18 protein-coding genes are annotated in these 20,660 nt (G+C 62.2%); 12 read left to right on the top strand and 6 right to left on the bottom strand.

The window, feature by feature from the left end; translation table 11 throughout:
- Positions 1-8: 8 nt before the first annotated feature.
- The 8 genes from P5205_06210 to P5205_06175 all read left to right on the top strand — a co-directional run bounded on the left by P5205_06210 (position 9) and on the right by P5205_06175 (position 9,917).
- Positions 9-1,454: a hypothetical protein gene (locus P5205_06210; GenBank protein HSA09948.1), complete on the top strand. Its 1,446-nt coding sequence runs from the start codon at positions 9-11 to the stop codon at positions 1,452-1,454.
- A complete protein-coding gene (locus P5205_06205) occupies positions 1,429-1,977 on the top strand; it encodes a hypothetical protein (GenBank protein HSA09947.1) in 549 nt (182 codons plus the stop codon). Before P5205_06210 ends, P5205_06205 begins: the two co-directional genes overlap by 26 nt.
- The gene (locus tag P5205_06200) at positions 1,974-2,948 is read left to right on the top strand and encodes a hypothetical protein (GenBank protein HSA09946.1); all 975 of its coding nucleotides are present in this window, start codon (positions 1,974-1,976) and stop codon (positions 2,946-2,948) included. The genes P5205_06205 and P5205_06200 overlap by 4 nt, the downstream gene beginning before the upstream one ends.
- 15 nt (positions 2,949-2,963) lie before the next feature.
- On the top strand, positions 2,964-4,664 hold the full coding sequence (locus P5205_06195; GenBank protein HSA09945.1) for a secretin N-terminal domain-containing protein: 1,701 nt from the start codon (positions 2,964-2,966) through the stop codon (positions 4,662-4,664).
- 55 nt (positions 4,665-4,719) lie between these two features.
- Positions 4,720-5,982 (top strand): hypothetical protein, encoded by a 1,263-nt coding sequence (locus P5205_06190; protein HSA09944.1) that lies wholly within the window; start codon positions 4,720-4,722, stop codon positions 5,980-5,982.
- Positions 5,983-6,067: 85 nt separating this feature from the next.
- Complete coding sequence (locus tag P5205_06185; GenBank protein ID HSA09943.1) at positions 6,068-7,606, top strand: ATP-binding protein; 1,539 nt, start codon at positions 6,068-6,070, stop codon at positions 7,604-7,606.
- Between the two features lie 812 nt (positions 7,607-8,418).
- The gene (locus P5205_06180; protein HSA09942.1) at positions 8,419-9,339 is read left to right on the top strand and encodes a hypothetical protein; all 921 of its coding nucleotides are present in this window, start codon (positions 8,419-8,421) and stop codon (positions 9,337-9,339) included.
- 92 nt (positions 9,340-9,431) lie between these two features.
- Positions 9,432-9,917, top strand: a complete 486-nt coding sequence (locus P5205_06175; protein ID HSA09941.1) for a PAS domain-containing protein — start codon at positions 9,432-9,434, stop codon at positions 9,915-9,917.
- A 42-nt stretch (positions 9,918-9,959) separates the two neighbouring features.
- Here P5205_06175 and cydB read toward each other — a convergent pair whose 3' ends face one another.
- From cydB to P5205_06150, 5 genes are all read right to left on the bottom strand, one after another.
- Positions 9,960-10,991 carry a cytochrome d ubiquinol oxidase subunit II gene (gene cydB / locus P5205_06170; GenBank protein HSA09940.1) on the bottom strand — a complete coding sequence of 344 codons (1,032 nt, stop codon included), beginning with the start codon at positions 10,989-10,991 and terminating at the stop codon, positions 9,960-9,962.
- Positions 10,988-12,355, bottom strand: coding sequence for a cytochrome ubiquinol oxidase subunit I (locus P5205_06165; GenBank protein ID HSA09939.1), 1,368 nt, complete (start codon positions 12,353-12,355; stop codon positions 10,988-10,990). The genes cydB and P5205_06165 overlap by 4 nt, the downstream gene beginning before the upstream one ends.
- A gap of 72 nt (positions 12,356-12,427) precedes the next feature.
- Positions 12,428-12,862, bottom strand: a complete 435-nt coding sequence (locus tag P5205_06160; protein ID HSA09938.1) for a hypothetical protein — start codon at positions 12,860-12,862, stop codon at positions 12,428-12,430.
- A gap of 9 nt (positions 12,863-12,871) precedes the next feature.
- Entirely contained in the window at positions 12,872-13,030 is a 159-nt protein-coding gene (locus P5205_06155) for a hypothetical protein (protein HSA09937.1), read from the bottom strand.
- Positions 13,027-14,655 carry a sodium:solute symporter family protein gene (locus tag P5205_06150; protein HSA09936.1) on the bottom strand — a complete coding sequence of 543 codons (1,629 nt, stop codon included), beginning with the start codon at positions 14,653-14,655 and terminating at the stop codon, positions 13,027-13,029. The genes P5205_06155 and P5205_06150 overlap by 4 nt, the downstream gene beginning before the upstream one ends.
- Before the next feature lie 193 nt (positions 14,656-14,848).
- On the opposite strand from P5205_06150, the gene P5205_06145 reads away from it, so the two are divergent.
- A complete protein-coding gene (locus tag P5205_06145) occupies positions 14,849-16,729 on the top strand; it encodes an ABC transporter ATP-binding protein (protein ID HSA09935.1) in 1,881 nt (626 codons plus the stop codon).
- Positions 16,730-16,758: 29 nt separating this feature from the next.
- Here P5205_06145 and P5205_06140 read toward each other — a convergent pair whose 3' ends face one another.
- Positions 16,759-17,622 carry a glycosyltransferase family 2 protein gene (locus P5205_06140; GenBank protein ID HSA09934.1) on the bottom strand — a complete coding sequence of 288 codons (864 nt, stop codon included), beginning with the start codon at positions 17,620-17,622 and terminating at the stop codon, positions 16,759-16,761.
- 113 nt (positions 17,623-17,735) lie between these two features.
- Between P5205_06140 and P5205_06135 the strand changes: the two genes are divergently transcribed.
- The 3 genes from P5205_06135 to P5205_06125 all read left to right on the top strand — a co-directional run bounded on the left by P5205_06135 (position 17,736) and on the right by P5205_06125 (position 20,656).
- On the top strand, positions 17,736-18,839 hold the full coding sequence (locus P5205_06135) for a glycosyltransferase family 4 protein (GenBank protein ID HSA09933.1): 1,104 nt from the start codon (positions 17,736-17,738) through the stop codon (positions 18,837-18,839).
- 120 nt (positions 18,840-18,959) lie between these two features.
- A complete protein-coding gene (locus tag P5205_06130; protein HSA09932.1) occupies positions 18,960-19,805 on the top strand; it encodes a methyltransferase domain-containing protein in 846 nt (281 codons plus the stop codon).
- Positions 19,802-20,656, top strand: coding sequence for a lipopolysaccharide kinase InaA family protein (locus P5205_06125; protein HSA09931.1), 855 nt, complete (start codon positions 19,802-19,804; stop codon positions 20,654-20,656). Before P5205_06130 ends, P5205_06125 begins: the two co-directional genes overlap by 4 nt.
- The last annotated feature ends 4 nt before the right edge of the window (positions 20,657-20,660 follow it).

The following is a 20,660-nucleotide window of genomic DNA, read 5'->3' as shown; positions in this document are numbered from 1 at the left end:
GACTCCCAATGTCAATCTTGCCAAAACAACAGCGGCTTTCGTCCTTGCTGGGACTGGCGCTGGATGGAAGTCGTCTAAACGGCCTCGTGCTGCGCCGCGCCGATGGGGTCCTGCATCTCCACCAGTCCTTTTCAATCTCGCTTTCGCTCGATCCCCTGACCAACGCTCCCGAGTTGGTCGGACGGGAGATTCGCAATCACCTGGACGCGGCTGGGGTGCGGGAGCGCCAGTGCATTGTTAGCCTGCCGATCAAGTGGGCACTGACAACGCACATCGAAATCCCGGAAATGCCCGAAGCGGACATCGCGAGCTTCCTGCAAATCGAGGCCGAGCGCAGTCTTCCGTGCGACGTGCAGACGCTGCACGTCGCTGCCTCCCGCTGTAAGACGCCCTCGGGAAAACAACACGCGATACTGGTTGGAATTCCCAGGAGCCATTTGGCATTGCTGGAGCAGGAGCTGCGGGCAGCGAAGCTCAAGCCGATTAGCTTCACGCTGGGGCTGGCGGCATTGCAGCCGCCCGAGGCCGCGGCTTCGGACGGGGTGATGGCCCTGGCGATTGGCGAAAGCCACGTAGGACTGCAGGTGACGGTTGGGGGCGGAGTGGCCGCCCTGCGGGCGCTGGAAGGTGCGGTCGAAGTGGAAGGTGGCGAGCGGGTGCTGCACGCGGACCTGGTCGCGCGCGAGGCCCGGATTACGCTGGGGCAGCTGCCGCCGGAGCTGCGTGAAACGGTGCGACGGGTGCGGGTATTTGGGCCGCCAAAACTCGCGCAGCAGTTGGTGGACGAGATGGAACTGCGCCTGGATTCGAGTGGACTAAAGGTCGAGGCGGCGACGCTCTACGCTGCCAGTGAGTTCGGGGTTCAACTTCCCCCGGAGGCGTCCGTTTCGCAGGCGTTCAGCCTGGCCGCCGGAAGGCTAACCGGGCGGCAGACTCCCTTCGAATTTCTGCTGCCCAAAGTGACGCCCTTGCAGCAGTTTGCCGCCCGCCACTCCTCCGGAAAGCTCCGCGTGGCTCTCCTGGCGGCAGCGGCGGTTGTGCTGGTTGCCGGCGGCCTGTTCTTCTTCCAGCAATGCCGGCTTTGGCGGCTGGAGTCGCAATGGAAGAAGCTGCAGCCATCCGTTGTCCAACTGGAAGACCTGCAGGAGAAGATCAAGCAGTACCGTCCCTGGTTCGACGAATCGGTGCGCGGCCTGACCATACTTCGCTGTCTGACGGAGGCGTTCCCCCAGGACGGCAGCGTAACGGCCAAGACAGTGGAGATCCGGAACCTTGGCGCAGTCACCTGCACGGGCAGCGCCCGCGACCGCCAGTCGCTGCTCGCGACGGTCGCCAAATTGCGCAAGCTTCCGCAATTCCGCGATGTGGCTCTCGGGCCGACCCGCGGCCAGCCTCCGGCTGTGCAATTCACCTTCAACCTGCGGTGGAATGAAGGAGGTGCGAGTGGAAATTAAGAATCGTCAGCAAGTGCTGATTACCCTGGCGGTGGCGGTCATTGCGGTGTTCGCTGGAGACCGCCTGCTGCTGACTCCGCTGACCGCAGCCTGGAGCGCGCGGGCAAAGCGCATCGGCGAATTGCGCGCGAAGATCAACCAGGGCAACATGCTCATGCAGCGCGAGCAAAGCCTCCGCAGCCGTTGGGAGCAGCTGTCCGGGGGCACGTTGACGAACAACAACTCCGCCGCCGAGCAGCAGATCTTCAAGGCCATTGACCTTTGGGCCCAGAATAGCGGCGTCACGATTTCCGCCATCACACCCCAGTGGAAACAAGACAGCGACGATTATATGACCTACGAATGCCGCGTGGACGCGGCGGGCGATATTGGCAGACTGAGCCGGTTTCTTTACAGCGTTGAGCGGGACCCGATGGCGTTGAAGCTGGAGCTGGTGGAGCTGGGGGCGCGCGACAAGGAAGGCCAGCAGCTTTCGCTGGGGCTCCAGCTCAGCGGCTTGGTCCTTACTCCCCAGAAGCAATGAAACCGATCCGCGTCACGAAACCTCGCAAAGCTGCCGTGTGGCGGACCGTTGCCATACTCGGCCTGGCCGCCGCCGCAGCGGTCGTTGCGCAGGAGCCGGACGCGACTGGTCAAACAAATGAACTTACCGACGCGGAGGTGCTCAGCCGGCTCGGGGAACTGATTCAGGCCGCCGCCTCCGGCGAAGCCGGGGACATGGCCCCACCCTCCGGGGAAAGCGATCCCAACACCTCGCCTCACAGTGAAAACAAGCCTTCAAGCGGAGACCGCGACGGCCGGTTTTCCCGTTCCGACAACTCCAGCCGTTCCGAAGCGAGTAACCGGTTTCAAAGCAGCAGTCGTTCGCAAGGCGACGACCGCCGGTCCCGAAGCCGCCGTTCATCCAGGTCGAGTTCCAGCCTATCCAGCAGCTTGAGTTCGAGCCGGATGAATGGCGGCTTCGGGATCGGCGAGCGCTATAATGCGGACCCTATGGCTGGAACGAACACCGGCCCCGCCTCGCTGGATTATTCCGCCTTCAAGATCATCGTGGAGCGGAACATCTTCGATCCCAACCGGTATCCCGCCCGGCCGGCAGGGGCGCCCACGCGCCAACCCACCCGAGTGGATTCGCTGACGTTGGTCGGAACTATGAGCTATGACAAAGGCACTTTTGCCTTCTTCGACGGCACGAGTTCCGACTACAAGAAGGCGTTGAAACAGGCGGATCTGATCGCCGGCTACAAGGTGACGAACATCCTGCCCAGCAGCGTAACCCTGGCATCCGGGACCAACGAGCTGAAACTGGTCGTGGGTATGCAATTGCGCCGCGAGGAGGAAGGGCCGTGGCGGCTGAGCGGCCAATCCCAATCCTACGCCCCCCCTGCGACCTCAACCGCCACGAACAGCGCCATCTCGAGCCCTGATACTGCGTCGGCTGCCCCCCAGAGCGAGATAATCAAGCGGCTGATGCAAAGACGACAAGAGGAATAGTCTAAATAGCAACCAATGAATACCATCACCCACCTCCTTCTTCTAAGCAGCCTGTCCACCGGGATCTCAATGTTGGCGGCCGAAGCGCCGACGGCTACTCCTGCCAGAGAAGCAACCGGTGTGCTGACCACTAACGGCATCGTGACGGCTGCTGGTCCATCACTGGTCGTCGCAGCTCCGGCTATGGACAGCAGCACCAACGCAATCAGCAGTCCTGCCGCGCCGGTTCCAGTTGCTGCTCCAGCAGCAAACATAATCGCCCCCAACGATCTACCGGCGAGTGCCGGCATGCCGTCTGCCGTTCCCCCAGTCGAGCCGCCCGTGGTCGTCGAAGACGGAACCAATGGGCTGCGCCTCAACTTTCACAACGCTCCGTTGAATCTGGTGCTGGACTACCTCAGCGATGCGGCCGGGTTTGTCATTAACCGGGAGGCTGAAGTTCGCGGCACGGTTGACATTCAGGGCAAGAACCTGACCAAGGACGAGGCAGTGGCAGTGCTTAATTCCGCGCTCAAGCGGAACGGATACGCTGTGATTCGGAATGGCCGCATCCTGAACATTATCGCGCAGGACACCGCCAAGACTGGCGATTTGCCAATCCAAGTCGGCGTGAATGCCGAGGAGGTGGAGAAAGGAAGTGAGGTGGTGACTCAGATCATCCCGGTCAAGTATGCCAGTGTCAGCCAGTTGGTGCCCAACCTGGAACTGCTGCTGCCGAGCACGGCGACACTCTCGGCCAATGAAAGCGCCAATTCCCTGCTTCTGGTGGCGACCAAGACCGACATCAAACGGATGCTCACCATCATTAACGCGCTGGACACTTCCATCGCCAGCGTGTCGTCCATCAAGGTTATCCCGCTGAGCTATGCGGATGCCAAGGATACGGCGACTCTGATCACTACGCTTTTTGCCTCTCAAGGCGCGGGGGCGACCTCCAGCGGCAGCCGGCCCAGCTTCTTCAGTATGTTCGGGCGCGGCGGTCCACCCGGCTCCAGCGGGCGCGACAGCCGAAGCAGCAGCAGCGGCACGGCGAGTGGCGCGGCCGCCAAGAATGTGGTTGCCGTAGGGGATGACCGGTCCAACGCGGTCGTGATCAGCGCCCCCGCCGACTTGATGGCTACGATTGAGGTCATGGTCAAGGAGATAGATCAGGAAGTGACTGACGTGACCGAGCTGCAGGTCTTTCGCCTGGTCAACGCCGACCCTTCAGAGACTGCCGAGCAAATCGCGCAGTTGTTTCCTGACACCACCAGTTCCAGCAGCGGCAGCAGCCAGGGCCCGACGCCGCCGTTCATTTTCAGCAGGTCCAGCAGCCGGAGGAGCGGGAGTTCCGCCGCCGGGAGTGACCGGGCCAAGAAGATGGGCCGTGTCCTGGCGGTGCCGGATCCGCGCACCTCTTCGATCATCGTGATGGCCTCCAAGACGTTGATGCCGCAGATCGCGGAGATGATCGCGGAGCTGGATTCGGACCGAGGCCGAAAGGAGGTCGTAGGCTACTACGAAATACAGAACGCGGATCCGCACGACGTGCAGATGGCGCTGGAGGATCTCTTCAACCGCAACACGCGGGTGAACAACAATAACCAGAACACCATGTTGGGCCAGAACAATCCGCTCAGCAGGCGAGTGACCCGGAGCACACAGAACACAGGAACAAGCTCAGGGTTCGGCGGAACCAGCACCCGCCGAAGCTCGGGAGGGGTAAGCGGCTTCTGAAGATATTGCGCAGACCAAACGCAACTCCGACAACCGGAATAGCAAGGCTATGAATATGAATCTTCATTCGAACTGGCGCAGGTGCCTGTCGGTCCTGGCGGCTGCAGGCCTGAGCGCAACCCTTTCCGTCAGCGCCCAACAGCGCAGCGGAATCACCGGCAGCGGCTTCGGCGGCACAACCCGCAGCAGCACCAGCACCAGCGTTGGCACCACCGCCCGCCAATATCCCAACAACACTACCATCGGGGACGCCTACTTCTCCGTTGACCCGGAGACGCGCCGTGTCGTGTACATTGCCGACACGGCGACAGCCCAGGCCCTGGCCCAGGTGCTTACCAACCTGGACCGCCCCAAACCTCAGGTGCTTATAAAGGTCGTGTTCCTGGAAGTTCAGTACAACAACGCCTCGGACATCGGCATCGAGGGCGGCTGGGGCAGGCAGGGCATGGATGGAACCATAACCGACGCAGCCGCCGTCAACGGATACGGGCTTTCGGGGCTCAGCACAGCAGCGGGGACGAACTTAAACCGGTTCGGACAACCATTCAACCAGTTCAATCCCGTCTCGCCGATGACGCAGCAGGGAGCCGGCCTGTACCAGATTCTCGGAACGGACTATCAGGTCACGCTGCGGGCCATTGCGCAGGCTGGAAAGGCCAAGGTATTGTCCCGCCCGTCCATCCTGGCCCGCAACAACCAGCCGGCAACTATCACCGTTGGCCAACAGGTGCCGCTGATCACCAGCGTTCGCTATGACAACTTTGGTAATGCGATTAACTCGGTGACTTACCAGGACGTGGGGGTCATTCTGAACGTGACGCCATTCATCACCGCTGATGGTTTAGTGGAGATGATCGTGTCACCGGAGATTTCGTCTATTGATCAGACCCTCACGGTTCCAATTTCTGCCGGTGTCGCTGCGCCGGTCATTGACATTCGCTCCGCCGACACCGTGGCGGTCACGGCGGACGGGCAGACGGTGATCATCGGCGGGCTGATCGGGACCTCTAACGCCAAGACCGATACCAAGATACCTTTGCTGGGGGATATTCCGTTGCTGGGGAATCTGTTCAAGCGGCGCCAAACTGCGGATAGCAAGAGTGAGTTGCTCATCTTCCTAACCCCGCACATCGTCCAGGCGCCGGGGGAACTGGCGGCTTTGTCGGCGCGCGAGAGGCAGCGTTCGGGCGCATCAAAAGGACTGACGGAAGAGGAGCTTGACAAGTTCCTGGATGAGCTGCCGAAGTCGAAGTCGGCGCCGGATTCGAAGCAGCGGCCCGGGAACCAGGCACCGGGGGCTTCCCCGCAAGGCTCCTGAGCTTGCCAGCCGAAATCAGCCGGTCCTGGCGGCCGGTCGTTCCTGTGGGATTACAGCACTCCAGACTTCGTCCGCACGCCAATACATGGAACTGACTCGACGCAATCTGTTTGTGTACGGCTTCCTGGGCGCCCTCTGGGTGCTGGTTCTGGGCTGGCAGATCCAGGAGCATCACCGCGTCAGGGAGGCTGCCAAGACCAGCTTGCGCAACCGCTCCAAGGACATCGCGAACACCCTTAGCGCGATCATCCGCGGCATGCGATTCCGGGGAGTGATCCCGCAGGAGCGCCTCGAGCCGGTGCTCAATGAACTGATCCATGGCCGCACCAATGAACTCATCAAGTCGAGCGAGCTTCTTTCCATTGTCCTGCTCAATGCGACCAACCAGCCCGTGGCTTCCGCCGGCAGGCCGATTGATCTGCAAAGAGAGGACTTCCTGCAGGAGGGCGAGCATTGGGGTGCCGGAAGCGTCACTTTGGTCAACCCGGTTGACCTCGGCTCCAGCCTGAGCACCGAAGGGATCACGAACACCTTGCTCCTGCCGTTGACCGGGTTCACCAACCGGCCCAGCGAGCCCGGCCGAGAGTTTTCGCGGCGCGGTCCGCCGCCGCCGCCAGAGACGATGCCCCCGGAGGAACCTCCCCGTCCGGCCATGAACGAAACTCCTCCTGGCGGACGGGAAGGCCGTTCACGCGAACTCGGCGGCCGTTCCCGCCGTCCGTTCTGGCTGCGGGGCCTGGACGAGAACGAAGTCCAATCCCTGGTTGCAAAGCGCACCTTGCACGGGTTGGTTCTCACCATGTCCACCGAAGGGCTCCAGGCGGCGGCCAACCAGGACTTGTGGCTCCGCACGCTGATTATGGTGCTGGCGACGGTTTCCGTCCTGGGTTCCGGCCTGGCTTGGCACAATCTTGCGAAGTCCTCCGACCTGCAACTCCGCCTGGTGCGCGCCAGCGAGATGAACACGCACCTCAAGGGGATGAACCTGGCCGCCGCCGGGCTGGCCCACGAGACCCGCAACCCGCTCAACATCATTCGCGGGCTGGCGCAGATGATTTCCAAGCAACCGGGCACTCCGGCGGAGCTTCAGAAGAAGTCGCGCGAGATCATCGCCGAAGCCGACAAGGTGGCCGCGCAATTGAACGAATTCATCAACTACTCCCGCCCGCGCGAGGTCCGCCGCGCCAAGCTGGCCCTCGGCTCCGCCGTGAATGAGATCGTCCACGCGTTGAACTACGACCTGGAGGAGAAGCAGATCCGCCTGCAGATTCAGGGAGAGCAGCTCAGCGTCGAAGCCGATGAACAATTGCTCCGGCAGGCGCTCTTCAACCTGGTGCTCAACGCCATCCAGGCCGTGGATGGCGCGGGCGAGATTCAAATCGTCGCCGCCAGGCAGAATGCCACGGAGGCCTCGCTCGAGGTGCGCGACAATGGCCCCGGCGTTTCTCCCGAACGCCGCGCGGAGATCTTCAAGCCCTATGTCACCACCCAGAAGCAAGGCACTGGCCTGGGCCTGGCCGTGGTCCAACAGATCGTGCTGGCCCACGGCTGGGAAGTGGAGTGTCTCGCCAACGAACCCCGCGGTGCCATCTTCCGCATCACCCACTTGAAGCTGGCCCCGTAAACCGCGCTGGCCGGCGCGCAGCCCGACGGCCAACTCAAATTGAGGGGCGGGTTTGGCGTAGGACCGGTCCCCAAAAGGATTTCCGGCCCTCTGGAAGGGCGGTTCTCAAGGCAAAATCGGGGCATTTCGGGTGAAAAAAGGCATTTCACGGTCCGTGGCTCTGCAATTCCACCAACTTATTGCCTGTCCATGATGTGAAATCCCACCTTGGCCCGTAACTGGCACAATCGTCTCGGCTGTCAAGGAGGCGCAAGGACTGCAACGCCGTTCGGCCGTACTCGGTCACGCCCGCCGACAGCTAGTCCAGGCCAAGGCCAATTACGGCGATTAGACGGCGGCAATCCAGCGGGGCTACGGTGTGCATCCCATGGGGAGCGATCCCCATGGGATACACACTGGGCCATCACGGGTATCACAGCGTTATCACACCGGCAAATCCGGCTGTGGAGGCTGTGCTCGGGAACCACCACTGTCTCAAAAATGGACATAACGCCAGTTGCCGCTAGCGTAGGTACATGGTCCACAAATCGGGGACTGTGTTAATGGAATGCGGCAATTAGTCGAGAAACGACGTTGGCCAACCGGGATGCGGCGCTGGCGGAGTTGCGGGGAAACTTCACATTGCTGAGGGATTGCGTCCAGAACGCCTTGCCGGGTCGAACGCCCGTTTGTCGCCTGACAGCTTCACGCCATCGTATATCAACGTGTTCAAATTGCCGGCTTGCCTTGGCACCGGCGTACGTATATAGGGATTCGCAGCGGGAATGACACACGACATCTTACAGACAGATATCGCATTGGCTACCAGGCTCTTGGCTGACCAACGATCCGATGAGGAGGTCATTCGGGCACTGACCCAGCGGGGTGTTGACCCGGGCCAAGCCGCCTTGCTCGTGGCTGACCTGCGCAGCGGCAGGAAGGTGACCGTTCAATCACCTTTGCCGCCGGAGCTCAACTTGCGCCGGCGCTCACGGTCTGCCCGCACGTCATCGGAGACTACCCAGCCTGAGCCCGCGCCGGTCCCGGCCGCCAAACCCCGCAGCGAACCCGCTGAATCACAACCCCAAGCGGGCGGCAGTAAGTCGCCGTTCCTAGCGCGGGTATTGATTATCCCTGCCATTCTGGTTCTCATGGTAGTGGCTTTCATCCTCTACCAACGATATCAGGACGATGCCTTTCCCCCACTGGAGCCGGCGGCAACCACACCGAAGACTGGCGAGATTTCCCCCGTTGCGCCGCCGGAAACGGCCCCGGCGAGCCGGAGTGATTTAGCCGCGCCACTGGTGCTGGAGCTGCAGGCGGGCGGCTTGCGCATTGGCAGCAACCTCGTAACCCGGACTAATCTTCTGTCGGTCCTGCACGACCTGCTTGGCGTTCCGAACCGAACAAACCAAGTGGCGCAGACGGGGGCGACGATTTACGCCTACGACAGCCGGGGACTCCTGGTCTACTCCTTGCCGGGTGCGGGAACCAACAGCCTCGTTCTGGATTGCGAAGCCACCGGCGGCCTTAATGGCACCACTTCCCCTTTTGTGGGCGCGTTCAAATTGGGGGATCGGGTGATCCGCGCGGACATGGCTTTGCCGGAACTCACCGCCATCAAGGAGTTGGGCCTCAAGGAATCTGGCGGCAGCAGCACCGTCTGGAACGGGCGCTGCCATGGCATGGATTTGGTTTTTGCCTATCTCAAATCTCCCCGGCACCTCAGCCTTATTGAGATTGACCTTGAGTAGGCGCGTCCGTCCGTCAGTTGGCGGGGACTGCTTTATGCGCTATGATGGACAGCAACGTGCCCCGCACCGGGGCAATGCGCTCGTTTTACACTATGCAACTGAAGTTTGATTGGCTGATTGTCCTGGAGAACCTGCATCACGGGATCATGGTTACGGATGTGAACCTGGTCGGCCCCACCGGCCCGCGCATCATCTATGTCAACCGCGCCTGGCTGAAGATCACCGGCTATGACCGGGCCGACATCAGCGGCAAGACCCCGCGCATCCTGCAGGGCAAACATACCGACCGCAACCTCCTGCGCGCGCTCAAGTCCAAGCTCCACAACCGCGAGGTCTTTCATGGCCAGACTTGGAACTACCGCAAGAGCGGCCAGCCGTTCATAATGAACTGGTATTGCTACGCCATTTACGGCGACCGCGGCAAACCCCTCTATTTTGTGGCGGAGCAGGAAGACGCCACCGAACTGGAAACACTCCGCATGAAGCAGCGCCTGCTCCTCAACCCGCAGGACCCGGACGCGAACAAGTTTTTTGCCGTCCTCGCCGAATACAAGGCTGCCCGCAAGCCGGCCCATTAGCCGTTGCGGGCACTCCAGCCGCCCTCGGTCTTCGGGCTGGCCTCAGTAGCTCATCCGGTCGAGACGCACCTTGCCCCGGAAGATCCAATAGATGCTCACCGTGTAGGCTAACACCACGGGCAGACCGATCGCCGCAATGGTCAGCATGATGCTCAGCGTCTTGGGTGACGAGGCGGCGTTGTAGATGGTCAGGCTGTTGGCCTGTTCGGGATTGCTCAGCACCAGGTTGGGATACATTTCCAGGCCGAAGAGACTCATCAGGGTTATCATCGCCACGCACGAGGAGAGAAACGCCCGCCAGTCCCGACCCCGGTGAATCTCACGCGGGATGTTGGCGATCGCCAGCATGTTGACCAGAGCAAGACTGAACAGCCACGGGCTGCCCCGCACCCGCGCGGCCATGTGGGGCACGTAGAGCAATGTCGCCATCGTCGTCACCGCGTAGCAGATGATGAAGAAGATGATGCAGTTGTTGATCCACCCGCGCAGCCGGTCGTGCAGCGCTCCCTCGGTCTTCATGAGCGCGTAGATGGCGCCGTGCATCGTGAACAGCGCCACGGTCGTCACGCCCAGGAGCAACGGGTAAGGTTGCAGCAGGCTCCAGAATGTCCCGGCAAATTCGCCCCGGTCATCAATCGGGATGCCCCAGGCGATATTGCCCATCGCCACCCCGATCAGCAGGCTCGACAGCACGCTCCCGGCGCTGAAACCGATGTCCCACATCTGGCGCCACCAGCGCATCGGCTGCTTGCTGCGGAATTCGATGGCCACCGCCCGAAAGATCAGCGCTACCAGCAACAGGACGAACGCCATGTAGAAGCCGGAGAATACTGTGGCATAGACAATCGGGAATGCCGCAAACAGTGCGCCGCCGCCGGTCACCAGCCACACCTCGTTCCCGTCCCACACCGGCCCGATGGTATTGAGCATCACGCGCCGCTCTTCGTCGTTCTTGGTGAACAGGTGCAGCGCGCCGACGCCCAAGTCGAACCCATCCAGCATAGCGTAACCCGTAAACAGTACCCCAATGAGGATGAACCAGACGGCATTCAGATCAAGATCGCCAGCGTTCATGCGTGCCTTTCGGGTAATGCCAGCTTCCCGCTCGGCGTGAGATCCGCCGCGTCCGGTCCATGCTGGATCTTGTCATTGAGCAAATACAAGAACACGGCAAACAGCAGCGCATAGACCAGGCTGAACAGTATGATTGCCGTCAGCACCGTATCCGCTGTTACCACCGCCGAGAGCGCGTCCGACGTCCTGAGCAGGCCGTGAACGATCCACGGCTGCCGCCCGACCTCGGCGGCGAACCAGCCGCTCTGGTTGGCAATTTGCGGCCCCAGCACCGACAGCGTCAGCAGCCACAGCAACCAGCGCTTTTCAAACAGCGACCCGTGCCAGAAGTACAGAAAACCCAGCCCCGCCACCACAATCATCCCCAGCCCCGTCGCCATCATAATATGATAGAATTGGAACGTCAGGTTGACCGGCGGTCGGTCTTCCGGCTTGAACTCGCGCAGGCCAGTCACGGGCTTCGACGCGTCGCCATGGACCAGCCAGCTCAGCATGCCGGGGATTTCGAGGCTGAACAGTAATCGCTCGTTCTGTTCGTCCACCCAACCTGCCAGGACTAGCGGCGCCTTGGCGCGCGTGTCATACCGCCCCTCAAAGGCGGCCAGTTTGGCCGGTTGGTTTTGTGCCACGCCCGCCGCGCTGCTGTGCCCGCTCACCAACTGCAGCAGGGAAGCCGCCATGCCGACCACCAACCCCAGCCGCAGGGAGGCCCGCGCGAACGCTTCGTGGCGCCGCTTCAGCAAATACCACGCGCTGACGCTCACCACCAGAAATGCCCCGGCCTGCCAGGCCCCGCACAGCACGTGCAGCAACCGGTCCATGGACGATGGATTGAACACCATCTGCCAGAAATCCGTAATCTCCGCCCGCGCACGCAAACCTTCTCCCACGATGTGGAATCCTGCCGGTGTCTGCATCCAGGAGTTCGCCACCACAATCCAAATCGCGCTGAAATGCGCTCCCAGGCACACCATGCAGGTGGCGAAGAAATGAACGCCAGGGCGGACGCGGTCCCAGCCGAACAACAATAGCGCCAGGAAGCCCGATTCCAGGAAAAACGCGAATATCCCCTCCGCCGCCAGCGCGCTGCCGAACACATCCCCCACATACCGCGAGTAAGTCGCCCAGTTCGTGCCAAACTCAAACTCCAGAACTATTCCCGTCGCCACCCCGATGGCGAACGTCAGCGCAAAGACCCGCGTCCAAAACCGCGCCATCTGGTGGTAGAGCGGATTGCGGGTCTTGAGCCACACCGCCTCCATGATCACCAGCAACAGCCCCAGCCCGATGCTCAAAGGCGGAAACAGGTAATGGAACGCCGTCGTCAGCGCGAATTGTATCCGTGAGAGCAGCAGCACATCCATAACTCGCGGCTATGAATACCAGCCACGTTCCCCTCCAGTCAAGCCAGCTCGCGCACCGGAAGAACCGTTGCCCTACGGGGTAACCACGGCTGGACACTGCGCCGCCGGCACAGTGGACGGTTGTGCCGGAACCTCCTGGGTAGCTACGGCATCAACCGGTGCTTCTGCTTCCGCCGATTCCACCCGTCCCTCGCCTGCCTGGCGGGGCCAGATGTGAAAACCGCCGTGGTACTGGATGGTAATTTCCCACGTGCCCCAGATCCCTTTGCCCTCCCGGAAGCCGCGATAGAATACATCGTGTGCGCCCAGGTAGCTCTTGGTCCAATAACACTCATGGCTGGCCCCGTCGTAGCAGCCCTTGATGAGGAACCGGCCAATGTCATCCACACCTTCACCGTTCATGAGCCCGGCGGTGAAGGTGAGTGCAAGGTCCATGCGGTGCCGGTCGCCCGGGTAGTAGTTGTAGAAACCCGTCCAGGGTCCCGATGGAAACAACGGCTCGTTCACGCCCTGAATCTACCGCTTTTCTGCCTTCCCGTCGCGCCGTTCGAACGCCTGGACCATCGCCCGGATCTCCCGTCCGCCCTTGAAGCCGACATAAAAGATGAGGAAGCCATACCACGCAATGGATGCAAAGATCATCACACTCCAGAATACGATGAAGAAAGTCATCATGCGACTGCCTCCGGCGGGTTAGGCGAACCTCCCGCTGGCCGGCGCGACAGGAGTGATCCCACGAGCATCCCGAGAAACGCCAGCGCAAACGACGACGCCCCCGCCAGTTCCGGCCTGATAGGCTCTGCGTTCGGGAAGAATTGGCTGAATTGCAGCAACCACTCCTGCGCCAGGGAAGGCACTGCGGGCGCATGGGCGCTCAACAGCCGGGCCTTCAGGACGAGCATGTTCACGATCAGGAAGGTGAGAGGGCCGATCGCCCCGAGCAGCAGCGCGGCATAGGCGCCCTGCGTCGTGGCGCGCCGCCAATACAGCCCCGCCACCAATAACGTGAACACACTTGCCAGGTAGATGTTGCCGGTCACAGCCAGGTAATCCCACGCGTTGCCCGGCAACTCGTACCACAACCCGTAGAACAGCAGAAACACACCGATGCCCAGAACCAGCGCCCGCGTAATCAACAGCCGCGCTGCCGCCGACAGTGGCCGCTTCACACACGGCGAGATCAAATCGTTGTAGATCACCGTCGCCCAGGTCAGCAGGTAGCCGCTGTCCGTGGACATCTCGGCCGCCAGCGCCGCCGCCAGCAGCAGGCCGATGAAACCAGTGGGCAGCAACAGGCCCAGGTAAGCCGGTGTTGCACGCAGGCTCGCTTCATTGGCGGACAGCCCTTGCAACGTTTCGGGCAAGCCCCCGTGCTGCGTGAAATACACCAGCGCCGCCGCTCCCCAAAGACCCGGCAGAGCAAACCGGCCGACGAAGTAAAACGCCGTCCGCCGATACATCCGCTTGGCGGTTTCTTCATCTCGCGCGGAGAGGACGCGGGAAATCTGCGTCTGCCATGTCGTCGTCGCCGCGAACGCCAGGACAAATTGCCACAGGATGTAGCCCCAGCCGAAGCCACTCGCATGAAACGGATTAAACGGATGCGCATGGAGGAGTTGGCCTGAGGCCGAACCCGAACCGTCCCAACACTGCCACAGGCCCCGCACCAGGTCGCCCCACCCGACGCTCGAAATGACCAGAATGGACGTGACCACAATCCCTATGCCCTTTACGATAAATTGCAGGTAATCGGTCACCAGCACCGACAGCATCCCCCCCAGGACGGTGTAGAGCAGGATCATGCTTAAGAGGATTGTCATCACCCACTCCAGCCAATGCGCCGGCATGCCGGTCGCCGCGACCAGGAACTCGCCTCCCAGCCGCAGGAAGATGCCCATGTTCAATACTCCGCCCAGGACGATGAACAAACCCGCCAGCCACCGGACCTTTGTGCCGAACCGCTTCTGGAACAGCTCGGGAATGGTCATCACCCCCGCCCGCCGCAGCGGTCCGATCACAAAGCCCGTCCGCCCCACCAAGTACATCGCCGTTGCAATGAGCACCCCAATCGTTGCGCCCGCAAAGCCGTTGGTGAACCCCAGTTGCGCCGTGTACATCACGGTCACCAACCCAAGTTCGGTGGCGGCCAGCGACGCGATCCCCAGGTTCAGGTCCATCGTCCGCCCGGCCACCGCGAAATCCTCCACCCCCCGCACATACCGGCGCATCCAGATTCCGGCCGTCATGCAGCCGACGAGATAGACGGCGATAATTACCCAATCAATCAGCGCAAGATGCATTGGCTCGGTCGCTTACGGAACCCCATGCTCTTAACAGGAACACCCCTGGCCGTCACTGAAAAACTCCCTTGTCCGGAAAGCTCAACAAACGGTGCGGTCCCAGGTCCGGATTGTGATGGAGAATGCGCCCCTCGGAACCGCGACCTCAAACGGATTGACTCCATCCGCAAAGTCAGGACCATATGGCAACGCGATGAACAACATCCTCAAAGTGCTGCGCTTCGGCCTGCCGTACCTGCGACGCTACTGGGTGCGGCTGGCTGGGGGTGTGCTGTTTGGCATTTTGTTCGGGATGTCCAACGCCAGCTTCGTCTGGGGCACCAAGACGCTCATCGGCCGCATGGCGCCTCAAACCGAAACCCAGGTCGAGCTCAAGCAGAAACAGCCCAGGCAAGAGCGGTTCTTCGACGATGTGAAGGCCCAACTCGAGGAGAAAACCCACCGATGGGTTGATGCATGGCTCCCTTATGCGGGACGGCCCGTGGATTGGCGGCAGGTGCTGGGTGGATTGCTGATCTTTCCCGCGCTGGTCGCTATCCGGGGCATCATGGGCTACTTGAGTTCTTATTGCATGGCGTGGGTGGGCGAAAAGGTGGTGAACGACTTGCGCACCGACGTGCTCACCAAGCTCAACGGCCTATCCCTGGACTACTTCAATCGCGCCACCATGGGCGACATGATTACGCACGTCAACGGCGACACCGCCACCCTGCAGCGCTGCCTGCGCGTCGGTTGCGCGGACTTGATCCAGCAGCCGATGACGGCCATTGGCGTGCTGGGAGCATTGTGCGTGCTGGACTGGCGATTAACGCTGGCCGCGATGGTCTTCTTCCCGGCATGCATCATTCCTGTATTTGTGCTGGGCAAAAAGGCGCGGCGTGCCGCGTGGGCCGGCACCCAGGTCGGCATCACCCAGTCCAGCCTGCTGCTTGAAATCCTCTCCGGCATCCGGGTCGTAAAGGCGTTCGGCCTGGAAGCGCTCCAGGTCGGGCGGTTCCGCCATTATTCGGAACAGATTGTGCGGCAGAACATGAAAGGCATCCGCGCCAAGGAGCTTATCAACCCGATCATTGAAACCGTCTCGGTGATTGGATTTGGCCTGCTGGTGATCTACATCGCTTACAAGAACCATCCCGTGGCGGACATGGTAGGTTTTCTGACGGGATTGATCTTCTTCTATACGCCGGTCAAACGACTGGCCGCCATCCACGTGTTCTTCGAGCAAACCGCCGTCGGGGTGAATCGCCTGTTGCACATCCTCCAGCAACAGCCCTCCGTAAAGGACCCGGCCGAGCCCAAGCCATTGCGCGAATTCCACGGGGGCATCACCTTTGAGAACGTCAACTTCACCTACGGGCGCGAACCGGTGCTGCATGACCTCAACCTGGAAGTGCCGCGCGGCACAAAGCTGGGCGTGGCGGGGGAAAGCGGCTCCGGCAAGAGCACACTGGTGAATCTGCTGTTCCGTTTCTTCGACCCCACGGCAGGGACGATCCGCGTTGACGGCCTCGACCTCCGCCAGGTTGCTTGTGCCGACTTGCGCCGGCTGATGGCGCTTGTCAGCCAGGACGTTGTTCTGTTCGACATGACCGTCGCGGAGAACATTGGTCTCGGCAAAGCGGGTGCCACCCGGCCGGAGATCGAGGCTGCGGCGAAGGCCGCGTTCGCGCACGACTTCATCGCCGCCATGCCGCAAGGTTACGACACGCGCATTGGCGAGCGGGGCGTCACCCTCTCAGGTGGGCAACGCCAGCGCCTTTGCCTGGCGCGGGCCTTTGTGCGTAACGCGCCGATCCTTGTGCTCGACGAGGCGACGGCCTCGCTGGATTCCAAGGCGGAAGCCGAAGTGCAGGCTGCGATTGACCGACTAGCCGAACATCGTACCGTGATTTGCGTGGCCCACCGGCTCTCCACGCTGGCAGCGATGGACCGCGTTATTGTTCTGGCCGGGGGGCGCGTTGCGGAATCCGGCGGCTTCAACGAGTTGTTGCGGCGCCGGGGCACCTTTGCGGACATGGCGGCGCGGCAGGGTATTTTTGCCAGCGACACTCCACACGAAGCACTGTCGCATTGAACCGCTCCCGCGAGCGGTCCAACCGGTCCTCAAGCCGGCTCGGAGGATTTCGGGCCAGGTGATTTATTCGCCGGTGGAGTGCGCGTGACCTGGCGATCGTGCCGAGCTTGCACCTGTTTCTCAAACAGAAACGCATACTTGGCGAGAACGCCCAGGAACGCCGAATAGGCAATGACCCAGCCACGCCAACCATCGCGGAATCCCTGCTTCAAGACCAACCGCTTGCCCAGCGCGAGCCAGGGTGAAATAGCCAGGTGATACCAGCGGCAGCGCTGGCCGGCCTGGGCCAAACTGTCCGCCGAGGTCCGCGCATAGCGGATGTTGCGCTCGAAATGACTCTGCAAATTCGCGTAGGAGTAGTGGAGCAGGTCCCCCTCCAGTTTCTCCGTGTCACCGGTGACCAACAAATGCGGGTGAGGATCTGCCCCGGTCCAGCGCGCCGTCTCCCGGCGCACCAGCCGAAGACACCATTCCGGATACCATGCGTGCCAGATCCAATCCCCGAGGTAGGAGGTGCGCCGGTTCAACCGGAAGCCATTCGCGGCGGTCTTGCCCGCCAACACCTGCCGGATGGCCGTGGCCAGTTCTGGCGACACCGCCTCATCCGCGTCCAGGCACAGCACCCACGGTTGAGTGCAACGCTCGAGCACGGAGTTCTTCTGCCGCGTAAAACCCTGCCAGGTCTGTGAAACAAATACCGCGTCTGCGTGACGCGCAATTTCTTCAGTGCGATCCGTTGAACCGGAATCCACGACCACTATTTCCGCCGCCAGAGGTCGTATGCTCTCCAGGCAACGCGGCAGGTTGGCCTCCTCATTCAAAGTGATGAGCGCGACCGAAAGCGGGAGACGGCTCTGCATGCGCCATTGGTAAATCGCGGCGGCGCGCCTCACAAGGCAATTCCTGCGGCCTCGCGGCGTGAGCCAGTGAACAAGACGGTTGTGAAGCCCGGGCCGTTTTGAAACAATTGGCGGGACTGCTGAAGCATCGCGGCGGCGAGGCGGCTATGAAGATCCTGCATTTCAACAACGAGAGAACCTGGCGCGGCGGCGAACGCCAGACGCTGCTGCTCGCCGCCGGGCTGAAGGACCACGGGATCACGTCGGTTATCGCGTGCCGCCCGGGCGAGCCTCTGGCACGCCTGGCCCTGGAATCCGGGGTGCCGGTGCGCCCGATTCCAGGAAACAATTTCGGCGCGGCGCTCACGCTGCCGCGCATCGCGCGGGAGTTCGATCTCCTTCATTGTCATACGGGTCGGGGCCACAGCCTGGCGGCGTTGACTTCGGCCTGGCATCGCAAACCCTTTCTGGTGACCCGCCGGGTGGATTTTCTGCCGGGCGGCGGCTGGTTCAACCGCTACAAATTCCGTGGCGCGGCGCGGGTGGTGTGCATATCGCAGTTCATCGCCGATCAACTGGCGGGATGGGGCGTGCCCAGGGAACGATTGTCGGTTATCAGCAGCGCCGTGCCGCTGCCCGACCCGCAACTGCTGACCCCGCAGCATCAGGCCGCAGCACGCGCCCGGCTCGGAGTGGCCCCGGACGTGAAGCTCATCGGCAACATCGCCGCCATGGTGGGACACAAAGACCAGGCAACCCTGTTGCGCGCCGCCAAAATCGTCCTCCAACGGCGACCCGAGGCAAGGTTCGTGATTATTGGGGATGGCGAATTGAGAAGGCCATTGCTGGCCCAGCGACGGGAGCTGGACCTCGCGGACCAGGTCCTGATGCCCGGCTTCATTCCACAGGCCGAGGAATTCCTGCCGGCGTTTGACGTGTTCGCCATGAGTTCGTGCATGGAGGGGCTGGGCAGCATCGTGCTGGATGCGTTTGCGGCGGGCACCCCGGTGGCGGCGACAGCGGGCGGCGGAATCCCAGAGACCGTGCGCCATGAGGAAACTGGCCTGCTGGTGCCGGTTGGCGACCACGCTGGCTTGGCGGCTGCGATCTTGCGCCTGCTGACCGAGGAGCCCCTCGCCGCGCGCCTTCGCGCCAACGCGCTTGACCGGGTAAGGCGTGACTACTCTGTCGAGCGCATGTCTGGTGACTACTCGAAGTTATACCGTGAGCTGGTGCGCGCGCCGCTGCGAGCTTCCGGCCCCGGCACATGAGCACGGTTCGCGCGCCGGAGCGCTCAGGACTTCCGTCACTTTTATTGCGGGCTTGTCGGCGCACGGGACGCGCGGCTACGCTCCCGCGCTGAAGTTACTCGCGGACGCTTCTGAAGCAATATGCACAATGACAAGACTGTGGCGCCTGGTCTGGAAGCCATCGGAGAACTATTGGCGTGCCCGCGTTGTCAGGGTCGCTTGGAGTTGGGCGCGGGCAGTGTCGCCTGCACGGCGTGCAGGTTGAGTTTTCCCCTCCGCGATGGCATTCCACTGCTCGCGGTAATGGATGAACCGGAGCCGGAAGTCCCCGCGCACCAGGGACCGACGCGGACGTCTTACCAGCAGGAGTATCAGCAGGTGGACGCCGCGGCTGAATACAACACCAAGTATGAGCGGAAACTGCTAAAACGCTGGAGCACGCAGCGGGAGTATCAGTTGCTCCACCGCCTGCTCGCCTCGCAGCCCCGCTGCCGAACGCTGCTGGAACTGCCCTGCGGCGGCGGCCGGCTGAGCCCGGCCATGGCGCGATATACCGATCTGATGATCGAGGCTGACGTGGCGCTCGGCCAGTTGCAGTACGGCCGCCAAAACAGCCGCTGCGAAACGCCGCAACTCTGGCTGACCGCTTCGGCGCTCCGCATCCCGTTCCGGGACGCGGCTCTGGACGGCGTGGTGTGCATCCGGCTTTGCCACCACCTGCCGCATCCGGCGGAGCGGGAACGGCTGGTCATTGAGCTTTTGCGGGCCGCCCGCCGCTTCGTCATCCTGACCTTCTTCGATTACCATTCGCCCAAGAACCTGCTGCGGCGCATCCGCCGCCCCTTTGACCGGAAGCGACCCAAATACACGATGACACAGGACGAAGTTCGCAACATCGCAGCCCGGCAGGGCGCGCGGCTGGCCGCGTGTCCGGCGCTGTCATGGCTTGGCTCGGGCCATCGTTATGCGCTGCTCGTCAAATCGTGAGCACTCCCGCCCAGGGCACGGCCTTCTCCCTCGCTGTTGGCGGTTCCCGGCTCGGGGACATCCCACTGGAATTGCGGCGCGCGCTGGTCTTTCCCGGCGCGACTCCGCGCATCAAGGAGGAGGACCAAGCGCTCGTCTGGCGGCTCCAACTGGTGCTGCCCGGGCTGGTCGAAGCAGGCGTTGTGAAATTATATCGGCGGCGGGGCATGTGGAACCGCCTGCGGGGTGGAGTTCTGCGCTTTCGGGTCCAGCGCGAATTCAGTGCGCTGTGCGCTCTGGCGGATGGCGGGGTATCCTGTAGCCAGCCGTTGGTTTGGGGGTGGGGATTCGCGCCAACGCACGGTCATTTTGAGTTGCTCGTCACACGCGAAATTCCCGGTGTCGTCAGCCTCAAAGAGTATCTGGCGGCGAGCGGCGGGAGGCTGCGGGCTGAAGATCTCCTGCCATTGTTCGACAATTTGTGCCGCATGCACGAACGGGGTGTGTACCATGGGGCGCTCTGGCCAAAGAATATCCTGCTGGCGAAAGCGACAGGCGGAGCACGCGAGTTCCACTTGATTGACCTCGCGCGCTCGGTGCGCTTTCCAGAAAATATTTTCGGCACTTCAATGGCGCGGTTCGACCTGTTGAGTCTGCTTTACTCTTTGGTGCAGACAGATGCGGCGTTCGACTCCGAGGCGGTGCTGCGCCGCTACGGCTGCGGGCCGGCGGAAGCCCGGAAGATCGCGACGCAGGCGCTCGGCTACCGTTCATCACGGCATCTGCGCAACCGGCTGGCGCTGACGTTCCAAATGCGCGCGCTGTGGGCGCATTGCCGAAGCGGCGGCCCTCGCGGCATCCGCCAAAGCTGACAAC

Source organism: Candidatus Paceibacterota bacterium (assembly GCA_035452965.1).
In the GTDB taxonomy this organism is placed as follows: domain Bacteria; phylum Verrucomicrobiota; class Verrucomicrobiia; order Limisphaerales; family UBA8199; genus UBA8199.
This window is presented reverse-complemented; position numbering and strand designations above follow the sequence as displayed.

Coding starts and splice junctions, on each gene's coding strand:
- P5205_06150 (HSA09936.1), bottom strand. CDS start 14,655: ATGCATCTTGCGCTGATTGATTGGGTAATTATCGCCGTCTATCTCGTC.
- P5205_06190 (HSA09944.1), top strand. CDS start 4,720: ATGAATCTTCATTCGAACTGGCGCAGGTGCCTGTCGGTCCTGGCGGCT.
- P5205_06195 (HSA09945.1), top strand. CDS start 2,964: ATGAATACCATCACCCACCTCCTTCTTCTAAGCAGCCTGTCCACCGGG.
- P5205_06135 (HSA09933.1), top strand. CDS start 17,736: ATGAAGATCCTGCATTTCAACAACGAGAGAACCTGGCGCGGCGGCGAA.
- P5205_06145 (HSA09935.1), top strand. CDS start 14,849: ATGAACAACATCCTCAAAGTGCTGCGCTTCGGCCTGCCGTACCTGCGA.
- P5205_06200 (HSA09946.1), top strand. CDS start 1,974: ATGAAACCGATCCGCGTCACGAAACCTCGCAAAGCTGCCGTGTGGCGG.
- cydB (HSA09940.1), bottom strand. CDS start 10,991: ATGAACGCTGGCGATCTTGATCTGAATGCCGTCTGGTTCATCCTCATT.
- P5205_06185 (HSA09943.1), top strand. CDS start 6,068: ATGGAACTGACTCGACGCAATCTGTTTGTGTACGGCTTCCTGGGCGCC.
- P5205_06130 (HSA09932.1), top strand. CDS start 18,960: ATGCACAATGACAAGACTGTGGCGCCTGGTCTGGAAGCCATCGGAGAA.
- P5205_06175 (HSA09941.1), top strand. CDS start 9,432: ATGCAACTGAAGTTTGATTGGCTGATTGTCCTGGAGAACCTGCATCAC.
- P5205_06210 (HSA09948.1), top strand. CDS start 9: ATGTCAATCTTGCCAAAACAACAGCGGCTTTCGTCCTTGCTGGGACTG.
- P5205_06155 (HSA09937.1), bottom strand. CDS start 13,030: ATGATGACTTTCTTCATCGTATTCTGGAGTGTGATGATCTTTGCATCC.
- P5205_06205 (HSA09947.1), top strand. CDS start 1,429: ATGAAGGAGGTGCGAGTGGAAATTAAGAATCGTCAGCAAGTGCTGATT.
- P5205_06165 (HSA09939.1), bottom strand. CDS start 12,355: ATGGATGTGCTGCTGCTCTCACGGATACAATTCGCGCTGACGACGGCG.